The following is a 12,869-nucleotide window of genomic DNA, read 5'->3' on the forward strand; positions in this document are numbered from 1 at the left end:
ATATTTTTGAATCATTCCAGACGAAAAAGCTTCAACCCAGCCGATAAAGCGGCTGGGTTGACATTTCCGGAAGGCCGCTCGTTGCGACTAGCCTACAGCAGCAACGGCCCGCTTCGTCATGACTTTTATCAAATTGGCGCGATATTCGGCGCTGGCATGCAGATCGGACAGCAGGCCGTTGGCATCGACCTGAACGCCCATCGCGGCATCGGGCGACCAGTTGGCGCTGAGAGCCGCTTCCAAGCCGCCATGCCGGAACGCACCGTTGCTGCCCGCCCCGGCGATGCCTACCCGGACAGTGCCGCCTGACCTGGTCACCAGCACGCTCGTGATCGCATAACGCGAGGCCGGATTGCGGAACTTGGCATAGCCGGCCTTCTCGGGGGCATCGAAGCTGACACCGGTGACGATCTCGCCGTCCTCAAGCGCCGTTTCGAACAGCCCGGTAAAGAACTGATCCGCTGGTAGCTGGCGCCTGCTTGTCACGATCGTCGCGTTGAGCGCCAGCATTGCCGCCGGATAGTCGGCAGCCGGGTCGTTGTTGGCGATCGAGCCGCCGATCGTGCCCATATGCCGGACATGCGGATCGCCGATCAGCCCCGCCAGTTCGCAGAAGGCAGGAAGCACACTGCGAATCGCCGCAGATGAAGCAACTTCCGCATGAGTCGTCGCGCCGCCGATGGTGATCTTTCGGCCGTCGACCTTGATGCCCTTCATCGAATCGATATGCCGGAGATCGACAAGGTCGCTCGGCGCGGCCAGCCGCTGCTTCATGGTGGCAATCAGCGTCATACCGCCGGAAACGAACTTGCCCTCCGGCTTGCCGGAGATCAGCTTGACCGCCTCATCGACCGAAGAGGCGCGGTGATAGTTCAATTCGTACATGGCCGTTCCTCCTCAATTGGTCGCACGTGCCGCCATCCACACCTTCTGCGGTGTGGCAGGCATGGTCAGCATGTTGTTGCCGATGGCATCGGTGATCGCATTCATCAGTGCCGGCGGAGACCCGATCGCCCCCGCCTCGCCGCAACCCTTGATGCCGAGCGGGTTGCTCGGGCAGGGCGTGTTCTGATGCGACAACTTGAAGGACGGCAGGTCATCGGCGCGCGGCATTGCATAATCCATGTAACTCGCCGTCAGCAGCTGCCCGTTCTCGTCATAATAGACGCCTTCCAGCAGCGCCTGGCCGATACCCTGCGCAATGCCGCCATGCACCTGTCCCTCGACGATCATCGGGTTGATGATATTGCCGAAGTCATCGGCAGCGACGAACTGCACGATCTTGGTGTGACCAGTTTCCGGATCGACCTCGACTTCGCAGATGTAGCATCCGGCCGGGAAGGTGAAGTTGGACGGATCGTAGAAAGCCGTCTCCTTCAGCCCCGGCTCCATGCCCGCCGGCAGATTGTGGGCGGTGTAGGAAGCGAGCGCCACCTGGAACCATGGCAGCACCTTGTCGGTACCGGCCACCTTCAGCTCGCCGTTTTCGATGACGATGTCGCTCTCGTCGGCCTCCATCAGATGTGCGGCAATCTTCTTCGCCTTGGCCTCGACCTTGTCGAGCGCCTTGACGACAGCCGACATGCCGACGGCACCCGAGCGCGAGCCGTAGGTACCCATACCCATCTGCACCTTGTCGGTATCGCCATGAACGATGGATACGCTGTCGATAGGAACACCGAGACGGTCCGCCACCAGCTGAGCAAAGGTCGTCTCGTGTCCCTGGCCATGGCTGTGCGAGCCGGTCAGCACTTCGATCGTGCCAACGGCGTTGACGCGCACCTCTGCCGATTCCCACAGCCCAACACCAGCGCCGAGAGAACCGACCGCCTGAGACGGCGCAATCCCGCAGGCTTCGATATAGCAACTCATGCCGATCCCGCGCTTCATGCCGCGGTTTGCGGCCTCCGCACGACGGCCTTCGAAGCCACTCCAGTCGGCAGCCTGCATCGCCGCGTCTAGGGAGGCATCGTAATCGCCCGCATCATACATCATGATCACAGGCGTCTGATGCGGGAAGGAGCGGATGAAGTTCTTCCGCCTAAGCTCGGTCGGCGAAATACCGAGTTCGCGTGCCGCGGTTTCCATCGTCCGCTCCAGCAGATAGGTCGCCTCCGGCCGCCCGGCCCCGCGATAGGCATCGACGGGCGCCGTATTGGTATAGACGGTGCGGACATTGGCGTGGATCGCGGGGATCGCATACTGCCCTGACAGCAGCGTCGCATAGAGATAGGTCGGCACCGCCGAAGAGAAGAGCGACATGTAGGCGCCGAGATTGGCGATCGTATCGACCTTCAGACCGATAATGCGATGATCCTTATCGAAGGCCATCTTCACCTTGGAGACGTGGTCGCGGCCATGAGCGTCGGTCAAGAAGGCCTCGGTGCGGTCCGAGTTCCACTTCACCGGAACGCCGGTTTTCTTCGAGGCCCAGAGACAGACGATCTCTTCCGGATAGATATAGATTTTCGATCCGAAACCACCGCCGACATCGGGCGCGATAACCCTGAGCTTGTTCTCCGGCGCCACATTATAGAAGGCGCTCATCACCAGACGGGCGACATGCGGGTTCTGGCTCGTCGTGTAGCAGGTGTAGTGGTCTTCGGCAGAATCATAGATGCCGAGCGCTGCCCGCGGCTCCATCGGATTGGGCGACAGACGGTTGTTGGTCAATTCGATCTCGGTGACATGCGCTGCCGCCGCAATTGCCTGATCGGTTGCGCCTTCATCGCCGATCACCCAATCGAAGATCAGGTTGTCCGAGGATTCGGGATGGATTTGCGGCGCGCCCGGCTTCAAGGCGTCGACGGCTTCAGTGACGACAGGAAGCTCCTCGTAGTCGATGCTGACGGCTTCGGCCGCATCCCGCGCTTCGCCGAGCGAATCGGCAACCACGATCGCTACGGCATCACCGACATAGCGGACGGTATCGACCGCCAGCGGCCGCCACGCACCCATCTTCATCGGCGAGCCGTCGCGCGAATGGATCATCCAGCCGCAGATCAGATTGCCGATGCCATCGGCCAGCAGCTGCTTACCATCGAGCACGTCGATGACGCCGGGCATCGCCTTCGCGGCCGAGACGTCGATATTGGCGATCTTTGCATGAGCATGCGGGCTGCGGATGAAGTAGCCATATTTCATGCCCGGAACGACCATGTCGTCCGTGTAGCGGCCCTTACCTGTCAGAAACCGCTTGTCTTCCTTGCGTGCGACGCGTGCACCAATTCCTTCAACACCCATGATGTCCTCCAACGGGGTTTCGGGCCTGGCATTCCGCCAAAGAGAATTGTGTTCGGCAGCTGCCAGACGAATTCAGGGGATGCTATTCGGCAGCCTGCTTGGCGCCGCCATGCATTTCGGCATTGGCGGAGAGCACGGCCTTGACGATGTTGTGATAGCCGGTGCAACGACAGATATTGCCTTCTAGCTCGTGGCGGACGGTTTCCTCGTCGAGATGGCCGCCGTGGCGGTTGATCATATCGACCGAGGCCATCACCATGCCGGGCGTACAGAAGCCGCATTGAAGGCCGTGATGTTCCTTGAAAGCCGCCTGAACGGGATGCAGCTCGCCATTTGCGGCAAGCCCCTCGATGGTCGTCACCGAAGAGCCGGAGGCCTGGACGGCCAGGATCGTGCAGCTCTTCACCGACTTGCCGTCCATGTGGACGACGCAGGCACCGCATTGCGTTGTATCGCAGCCGACATGGGTGCCTGTCAGCCCCAGCTTTTCGCGAATGAAATGGACGAGAAGCGTTCTTTCTTCACAGTCGCCGCTCACCGCGCGGCCATTCACCGTCAGTTTGACTTTCGCCATGATGTCCTCCTCGTGCCTCCTCCAGGCACAAGCGGCATCATTTGACCTTTTCCCTTTAGGATCAACCGCTACTTTAGGGAGTTGTATCAATTTTGCTTCACTGCCGAAGTCCGATAGAACAGGGCTCTCCTGAAACGTTATGAAACGAAGCGTGACCGCAAACTTTGCGGAGATTGCTGGACACGCTTTGTTTACGACATAGTTTGCAGCCTACGTGACAAAAACAAAAACACGTGAGGGACGGCTGCTGCCAGGGGGCAGCGAACCTTTTGGAGATGGAAATGAAGAAGATTATCGCATTCGTACTCGTCGGCCTCTCGATCGCGAGTTGCACGCCGACACAGCAGGGTGCCGGCATCGGCGCCGCTTCCGGCGCTGTGATCGGTGGTGTTGCTACAGGCAATGTCCGCGGTGCCGCAGTTGGCGCAGCGATCGGCGGCGTTGCCGGCGCACTGATCGGCCGTGTCGCAGAGCAGCCCGGGCAGTGCTATTATCGTGATCGAAACGGCAATCGCTACATCGACGACTGCCCGCGCGGCGGCTACTAAGCGTTAAATTCACCGACTAAAAAATCCCGGCCAGCGCCGGGATTTTTCATTTTCTGTACTAAATTAGCCCGCCAACAACTTAAATTGGTACACGTTTCGCATTTTTGCCGCTAAGGTGCCCGCGGCTGGGCAACGCGAAGCTTCATTTTCCATGTAACTAAAAGCGGCGGATGCAGATCAGAGGGACGACACCGAAAGCGGGTTTCGCGTATCGGCGGACAGGCACCATGATGGTGATCGCGGCAACGGCCGCGTTTTCGCCTGCATTGGTCGATGAGGCATACGCCTTTAAGCTGTTTGGCATAACGATATTCGGCAAGGACGACAGCGAAGCGGAACAGGTTCCTGATCCGGTGCGCTACGACGTCGATCTGACGTCGGGCACGGCCGATCCTGATCTCACGGAGGCCCTGCAAAACAGCTCGCGGCTGGTCGGCGACAAGGACAAGCCCGTCTCCGGCGATCTCGGCGTGGTCGTCAAGGCGCGCGACGACCGCGAACGGCTGATCGCCACCCTGTATGAAAAGGCCCGTTATGGCGGCGTGGTGACCATCACCGTCGATGGCAAGAACATCGACAGCCTGCCGCCCAATCCGGTCTTCGACCGATCGAAGCCGGTCGCCGTCAACGTCAATGTCGATCCGGGGCCGGTGTTCCACGTACGCGACGTCCAGTTCGGCGGCGATGCAGCGATGCGCAATCCCGCAGATTACGATCTGGCGCCCGGCGAAGAGGCGAGCTCCCTCGTCATCATCAAGGCCGGCGACAAGATCGTCGAGCAGCTGAAGAGCGAAGGACGGCCGCTTGCCAAGCTGACGAAGCGCGAGGTCGTTGCCGATCATCGCACAAGCACCGTCGATATCGTCATCACCACGGATGGCGGCCCCGTTGCCCCTGTCGGTACCGTTGGCGTCACCGGTGAAAAGACCGTCAAACCCGATTTCATCCAGCGCTATTCGCGGCTCAACCGCGGCGAAGCCTATTCGCCAGAGGCTTTGAAGAAGGCCGGAGACCGTCTGCGTGCACTCGGCGTCTTCTCGAGCGTCACCATTCACGAAGCCAATGAGCTTGCTGCGGATGGTACACTACCAATGACCATCGAGGTGTCGGAAGGCAAGCAGCGCTACTTCGGCTTCGGCGCCAACTATTCGACGATCGACGGCTTCGGCCTGCAGGGCTACTGGGGCCATCGCAATCTTTTCGGTGAGGCGGAATCGCTTCGTATCGAAGGAACAGTCGGCCGGCTCGGCGAGAACGACATCAGCAATCTCGACTATTCGACCGGCATTTCCTTCACCAAGCCTGGCGCCTTCTTCCCGGCAGGAACGCTCAAGGCATCAATCCTTGCCAAGACGGAAAATCCGGATGCCTACAATGCCTCTCTGATCACCGGCTCACTCGGTTACTCCTACGAACTAAGCGATCAGGATACCGTCTCGGCCGCAGCCGAGATCAGCTACGAAAAAGACGACGACGCCTTTGGCAACAACGAGTATCTGACCTTCGCTCTGCCACTCACCTACGAGCGCGACGCCCGCGACAACAAGTTCAATCCGACGGAAGGCTACCGCGCGACACTCGCGGCAACGCCGAGCTACGAAGCCTTCAACGGCACCATCTTCTCCTCCTTCGAGGGCTCGATCTCGGGCTATCAGGCGATCGGCCAGGAGGACAACGTGGTATTTGCCGGCAAGGTGGCTGCAGGTTTCCTGGTCGGCGGCGAGCTGCAGGACATTCCCGCCACCCGCCGCTTCTTTGCCGGCGGCGGTGGCTCGGTGCGTGGCTATGGCTATCAGGAAATCTCGCCCTACGACGCAGACAACGAGGCGACCGGCGGCAAGTCTTATGTAACCGCATCGCTGGAGGCACGCGTCAGGATCACCGATACGATCGGCATCGTCCCCTTCATCGACGTCGGCACGGTCTCGGCAGACACCTTCCCCGATTTCGGCGATTTCCGCGCCGGCGCTGGCGTCGGTATTCGCTACGCCACGCCTTTCGGTCCACTGCGGCTTGATTTTGCCGTACCGCTGAACAAGTACGAAAATGGCACGGCCTATGGAATCTACGCCGGCATAGGCCAATCATTCTAACGGCGGAAAACGCAGCGGATGAACCCGTTGCACCGCCATGCGAACGGGATAGTGTCCGCCTTCATGCAAGCACTGACGAAACTCATGAACTGGATTGTAAGGCTGCTGGGCTATGGCCTTGGCCTCGTGCTTGTCGTTGCCGCGATTGCGATCGTCATTTTCGGCTTCACCTCCTTCGGCTCACGCATCGTGACCGAAAAAGTCGCGGAGATCATCTCCAACCGGGACATGAACGTCTCGATCCGCGAGCCTGGCAGCCTGCTGACAGGCGGCCTCGATGCTGCACAGATCACGATATCGGACACCCGTGGTGTTTTCGCCGAAGCGAGAGGAATCTCTATCAACTGGAATCCCTTGGCGCTGCTGACCGGCACGTTCCACGCCAAGCAGATCGGCATCCAGTCGATCACCGTCGTCCGCAAGCCGGTGCGCACATTGCCGTCGCCGCCGGATACCGGCGAAGAAGCCGGCTTCAAGCTGCCCATCAAGATCGATATCGACAACATCGCGCTGCCGCAGATCAATCTCAGTGAGCAGCTTGTGGGCCGCGCCTTCACGCTGGTCGCGGGCGGCAATCTGCAGGCCGATCAGAGCGGCGGCCACGCGGTTCTCAACGTCAATCGCCAGTCGGTGCCGGACGCCAAGCTGAACGCCGACGTTGCCTTCATGCCCGAGGAAAACCACCTTCGCCTCAAGGCTCAGCTTGCCGAACCGAAGGGCGGCGTGATGGCGACGTTGCTGTCGCTGCCGGGCGATCCATCCGTCAATCTGTCGATCGACGGCGACGGGCCGATTTCGAACTGGAAGGCCAAGCTGCTGGCGGCCCTCGATGGACAGCCCCGCGCTTCGATCGAAGGCCAGCATGTGCTGACGCCGGAGGGTCTTCACCAGATCAACCTGAAAGGCGGCGGCGATCTGAGCTCGCTCCTGCCCCCACCCTTCCGCCCGCTCTTTGCAGGGCAGACGAATATCGACCTCGCGGCCACCTTCGACAACAAGGGCAAGATCGACATCCAGACCGGCAACATCGCCACCGGAAGCGTTGTCATAGCCGCCTCCGGAACGCTCGATCCGGCAGGCAACAACAGCCTGAATGCCAATGTTCTCGGCACATCCGGCCCGGTCGATTTCCGCTGGCCGCTTGAAAAGGGTGAAGCGCGCCTGCTCGTCAGCGGTCTCAATGTCGCTCTGACCGGCGACGCCAAGGCTGCCCGGCTGAACGCCAGCGCATCGCTGGACGCGATCACCGTTCCTCAGGCCACGGCAAGCAACGTCAAGCTGACGGCCAAGAGCGATGCCTTCAACATCGCCAAGAAAAGCGGCGGCGTGCAGATCCGTCTTGTGGCCGGCGATACGGCTTTCATCAATCCCGACATCAACCGGGCGGTTCAGGGACCGGTCACGCTGGCAGCCCCGCTTCAGATCGCGCCCGATAGCATTGGCTTCAACGGCACGACATTCGAAAGCGCCAATGCCAGCGGCAGCGTTAACGGCACCTACAGACTCGAGAGCCAGGCGCTCACAGGCAATGCCAAGCTGACGATCGAACCGGCGGCCCTCCCGGTGGCGATCGCACCGCGTTTCGACACGCCGATTTCGATCGAGACACAGGTTGCAGGCACGATCCCTTCGAAGATCAATCTGTCGAACCTCGTGGTGAAATCGGGCAGCCTGGAAACCGCTGGCAACGTCACACTCGACGGCGACACGCTAGCGGCCGATCTCAGCGGGCGGCTTCCCGATATCGGCAAGCTCGTTCAGGATACCGGCGGCGAACTGGCCTACACGGCCAATATCAGTGGCCCGCTCACCGCGCTCGCCATCAAGGCGAACCTGAAATCTGCGGCGCTTCAGACCGCGGGCCGTACGCTCTCGGGTCTAGACGTCGCTCTCTCCGGAACCGCCGATCCCGATGCGCCGCAGGCGACGGTCAGCGCCAAAGGTGCGATCGACGGCCAGCCGCTGGCGATCAATGCCAACGTCCAGTCGAAAGACGGCACGACCCGCATCCCGTCGATCTCCATCGATGCCGGCAGCAACAAGCTAACCGGCAATATCGAGCTGACGCCATCCTTCCTGCCGAGCGGCAAGCTGAATTTCGATTTTCCGGATGTCGGCCTGCTGGCAGCCTTGGCAGGACAACGTGCCGAGGGCGATCTGAAGGGGGCCTTCGACATCGCCAATGACGGTGGCAAAATCTCCATCAAGGCGAAGGCCAGCGGCAGCGGCGTCAGGCGCGACGGCCTGTCGCTGGTGAAGCCGGACATCGATATCACCGTCAGCGATCTGAAGGCCTTCGCGGCGAACGGGATCATCAAAGCCGACGAGATTTCTTCGGGCGCTAACACCATCAGCGGCCTGGCGGTCAATTTCACGCAGCAGCAGAACCGCACCAATTTCGATCTGACCTCCGTCTACGACGCCAATCCGCTGGTCGCCGCCGGTGCCGTCGAGACCAACGACGGCAGCATGAAGGTCGAGCTCGACCGGCTGTCGGCAAAGCCGCGCAACATTGCCGTCGAGCTTTCTGCGCCGACCGCCGTAACGATCGCAGGTGGAGCAGCAAAGCTGGATGGCCTGACGATCCGCACCGGTGAGGGTTCGGTCAGCGTTTCGGGCTCGGCCGGAGAAACACTCGATATCGATGCGACGATCAAAGACCTGCCTGCCAGCCTCGCCAACACCTTCGTCCCGAAGCTGGAGGCAGCAGGCAGCATTTCCGGCACGGTCACGGTAACCGGCACCCCGGCGGCCCCCATCGCGAACTTCAAGCTCGACTGGAAGGACGCTTCGACAAGCCAGACCAAGGCCGCCGGCCTCTCCGGTTTCGCGATCGCCGCAGGCGGCAAGCTCGCTGACAACAGACTGGATTTCGAAACCACCGCAGATGGCGACAAAGGGCTGTCCCTCGGGGCTTCCGGCAACTACATGGTCGCCGGTGCCAATGCCCAGGCCCTGTCGGTCGATGCCGAAATCGCCAACGTGCCAGCAGGGCTCGCCAACGCCTTCGTTCCCGATCTCGGTGCCGCCGGCGTCATATCCGGCACCGCCAAAGCCTCCGGCACGCTCCCCAACCCCGCTGCGCAATTCGATCTGTCATGGAAAGACGCCGCAACCAGCCAGACTGTGAAGGCCGGCCTTGCCAAACTGGCTATCGGCGCAACCGGCACCTTTGCCGACAACAAGCTCGCCTTCGACGTCGACGCCACCGGCGCAAAGAACCTGGCGCTGAAAGCCAAGGGCAACTTCGTCGTTTCAGGGCTCGAAGCGAATACGTTGACAGTCGATGCCGATATGAGCAACGCCCCGGCTTCGCTGGCAAATGCCTTCGTTCCGGGCCTTGGCGCCGAAGGACTGATTTCAGGGACAGGCAAGGCTTCCGGCAGGCTGCCACGCCCTAGCGCCGAATTCGACCTGACCTGGACCGATGCCGCAACGGGCCAAACCAGGAAGGCGGGGCTTGCGAGTTTCGACGTTTCCGCCAAGGGCAAGTTTGCCGACAGCAAGCTCGATTTCGATACCGCAGCGAGCGGTAAGAACAGTCTATCGCTGAAGGCAGCGGGCAGCTTCACCGTTGCCGGTCCCGATGCAAACAGCCTCTCCGTGGATGCCACGATCGGCAATGTACCGGCCGGGCTGGCAAATCCCTTCGTTCCCGGCCTTGGCGCCGAGGGTCTGATATCCGGAACGGCCAAGGCCTCCGGCAAGTTGCCGAGACCGAATGCCGACTTCGACCTTACATGGACGGATGCCGCGACGGATCAGACGAAGAAAGCCAAGCTCGCCAGCTTCGACGTCACCGCCAAGGGCAAGTTCGCTGACGACCGCATCAATTTCGACGCGGCGGCAAGCGGCAAGAACAGCCTGTCGCTGAAGGCAACCGGCAACTTCGCCGTTTCCGGCCCCGATGCCAACGCGCTTTCGGTCGATGCCGACATCACCAACGTGCCAGCCGGCCTTGCAAACCCCTTCGTGCCGGGCCTTGGCGCCGAAGGACTGATTTCCGGAACCGCCAGAGCTTACGGAAAGCTCCCCAATCCGGCGGCCGATTTCAAATTTGCTTGGAAGAACGCCGCGACCAGTCACACAAAGGCGGCCAATGTTACCGGTCTCGGCGTCACGGCCGATGGCCGACTTTCTGGTAATACGCTGAATTTCAACGTCAACGCCAACGGCAGCGGTTCCCTGTCGGTCAAGGCGAAGGGCAGCTTCGAGGTTGCCGGCCCTCAGGCGAATTCGCTGCGCGCCGACGCTGACATCAACAATCTGCCGGCCGGCATCGCCAACGCCTTCGTTCCCAATCTTGATGCCGAAGGGGCAATTTCGGGCAGCGCCAATGCCGCGGGCAAGCTTCCGATCCCCGATGTCGATTTCAAGCTCAACTGGAAGAATGCGCAGACCAGTCAGACAAAGAGCGCTGGCCTTGCGCCACTCGGCATCACCGCCAATGGAAAGCTCGCCAGCAACACGCTGACCATCGATACCGGCCTTTCCGGCGACGGCGGCCTGTCGATGAAGGGCGGCGGCAGTGTCGGTATCACCGGGCAGAAAGCGCTGAACCTGCAGTTCCGCGGAAACCTGCCCTTCGCCATTCTCGGCGCGCAGCTCGCCCAGCAAGGCTTCGTTGCCGAAGGCGCGGCGGATATCGATCTTCGCATTACCGGAAATGCCGGCGGTCCAGTTATCAACGGCAGCGTCAACACCAGCGGCGCCAAGCTGATCGACGTTCGCCGCAACCTGGCTCTCAATAACCTGACGGCCAGCATCACCATGAACGGCCAGCAGGCGACGATCTCGCGCTTCAGCGCCAATCTGGCGAGCGGCGGAGCGATCTCGGCTACCGGAACGATCGGCATCCAGCCGAATGGCGGCTATCCAGTGAATATCGACGTCAAGCTGGACAAGGCCGTCTATGTCGACGGCACACTCGTCGTCGCGACAGTCGATGGCACCGTCGGCCTGCGTGGTCCGCTGCTGTCCAACCCGACCTTGAGCGGACGCCTCGATCTGGAAAAAGCCTCCGTCACGGTGCCGGAAAAGCTGCCGACCTCGCTGCGCGAAATCGACATCAGGCACATCCACGCGCCCGCCGCGGTGCTCAAGCAACTGCGCGACGAAAGCCCGGCGAAGCCCGGCGAAAAGTCTTCGACGATCACGCTCGATCTTCAGCTCAATGCGCCGTCGCAGATCTTCGTTCGTGGCCGCGGTATCGATTCCGAGCTTGGCGGCAGTCTGACCATCAAGGGGACGGCAGCAGCTCCGATCGTCTCCGGCGGCTTCACCATGCGGCGTGGCCGCCTGACGATTCTGAACCGCCGCATGAACTTCACCGACAAGAGCCGCATCACGTTCGCAGGCAACCTGACCCCTGCTCTGGATATGGAGGCAAGCTCGACCTCGGGCACGACGACGCTGACGGTCGATGTCGGTGGCCTGGCGACCGACCCGGCCATCACCTTCTCGTCGTCACCGGCTCTGCCGCAGGATGAAGTCCTGGCGCAGTTGATCTTCGGACAGTCGATGTCAAAGCTTTCGCCGGTGCAGATCGCTCAGCTTGCCGATGCAGTCAGCCAGCTCGCCGGTGGCCGGTCGACCTCGCTCTTCGAGGGCCTGCGCAACCAGCTTGGCGTCGATGATCTCGACATCAGCACCGACGAAAAAGGCCAGACCAGCGTCAGCGTCGGCCGCTATCTCAACGAGCGCACCTATTTCGAACTGCAGCAAGGCGGTGCGGCCGGTGCCAAGGCGATCATCAATCTCGATGTCGGCCGCGGTGTGAAGCTTCGCGGTGCTGCGGGCGGAAATGGCTCGGGTGAAGCGGGCGTCGTTTACGAGCACGAGTATTGACGCTCGCGCCCTAGAAGATGGTCTTGCTGGTTTTCAGCAGGATGTTGGTTTCCGTCACGTTGATGCCGTCGACCAGACGGATGCGCCGGAGCGTCTCGTCGAAGGACACGAGATCCCGGTCTTCGAGTTCGGCGATGAAATCCCATTTGCCATTGGTGCTGTGCAAGGCACGCACCTGAGGCAACCCGCGCAGCTGGTCGGCCACCTTGTCGGCCAGTTTGCCGAGAACCTCGATGAGAATGATGGCCCGGACGCCCGCCGAGCGCACTTCATGCCCCGTCCGGATGGTGAAGGCTGCGATCGTGCCATTGGCAACAAGCCGGTCAATCCGCGCGGCGACAGTCGCCCGCGAGGCGCCCGTCATCGCCGCCAGTGACGATACCGGCGTTCTTGCATTGTGTCTGAGAGCACTGAGCAGTTCCTGATCGAGGTCGTCCATGATTTTCACTTTGCTCGAATGGTGTGAGCAATTTGTACAATGTGGATTTTATTTTGGCAATTTTCCATCTTTTTGTCGCCGCGGCGATAGCCGAATATGCAGCTCGAAACTCGAAATCCGGAGCT

At 61.1% G+C, this 12,869-nt stretch carries 7 protein-coding genes; 3 read left to right on the forward strand and 4 right to left on the reverse strand.

The window, feature by feature from the left end:
* Positions 1 to 87: 87 nt before the first annotated feature.
* From AC1DJO_RS10960 to AC1DJO_RS10970, 3 genes are all read right to left on the reverse strand, one after another.
* Positions 88 to 885: an FAD binding domain-containing protein gene (locus AC1DJO_RS10960; protein ID WP_477970443.1), complete on the reverse strand. Its 798-nt coding sequence runs from the start codon at positions 883 to 885 to the stop codon at positions 88 to 90.
* Positions 886 to 897: 12 nt separating this feature from the next.
* The gene (locus AC1DJO_RS10965) at positions 898 to 3,243 is read right to left on the reverse strand and encodes a xanthine dehydrogenase family protein molybdopterin-binding subunit (RefSeq protein ID WP_477970445.1); all 2,346 of its coding nucleotides are present in this window, start codon (positions 3,241 to 3,243) and stop codon (positions 898 to 900) included.
* Positions 3,244 to 3,325: 82 nt separating this feature from the next.
* Positions 3,326 to 3,817 (reverse strand): (2Fe-2S)-binding protein, encoded by a 492-nt coding sequence (locus AC1DJO_RS10970; RefSeq protein WP_112539064.1) that lies wholly within the window; start codon positions 3,815 to 3,817, stop codon positions 3,326 to 3,328.
* Positions 3,818 to 4,098: 281 nt separating this feature from the next.
* Between AC1DJO_RS10970 and AC1DJO_RS10975 the strand changes: the two genes are divergently transcribed.
* The 3 genes from AC1DJO_RS10975 to AC1DJO_RS10985 all read left to right on the forward strand — a co-directional run bounded on the left by AC1DJO_RS10975 (position 4,099) and on the right by AC1DJO_RS10985 (position 12,305).
* Entirely contained in the window at positions 4,099 to 4,365 is a 267-nt protein-coding gene (locus AC1DJO_RS10975) for a YMGG-like glycine zipper-containing protein (RefSeq protein ID WP_112385738.1), read from the forward strand.
* 170 nt (positions 4,366 to 4,535) lie between these two features.
* On the forward strand, positions 4,536 to 6,458 hold the full coding sequence (locus tag AC1DJO_RS10980; RefSeq protein WP_477970447.1) for an autotransporter assembly complex protein TamA: 1,923 nt from the start codon (positions 4,536 to 4,538) through the stop codon (positions 6,456 to 6,458).
* A 63-nt stretch (positions 6,459 to 6,521) separates the two neighbouring features.
* Positions 6,522 to 12,305: a translocation/assembly module TamB domain-containing protein gene (locus tag AC1DJO_RS10985; RefSeq protein WP_477970449.1), complete on the forward strand. Its 5,784-nt coding sequence runs from the start codon at positions 6,522 to 6,524 to the stop codon at positions 12,303 to 12,305.
* 10 nt (positions 12,306 to 12,315) lie between these two features.
* Here AC1DJO_RS10985 and AC1DJO_RS10990 read toward each other — a convergent pair whose 3' ends face one another.
* On the reverse strand, positions 12,316 to 12,744 hold the full coding sequence (locus tag AC1DJO_RS10990) for an Lrp/AsnC family transcriptional regulator (RefSeq protein WP_112385740.1): 429 nt from the start codon (positions 12,742 to 12,744) through the stop codon (positions 12,316 to 12,318).
* Positions 12,745 to 12,869 lie beyond the last annotated feature (125 nt).

It is taken from the genome of Rhizobium sp. 05N430 (assembly GCF_056396985.1).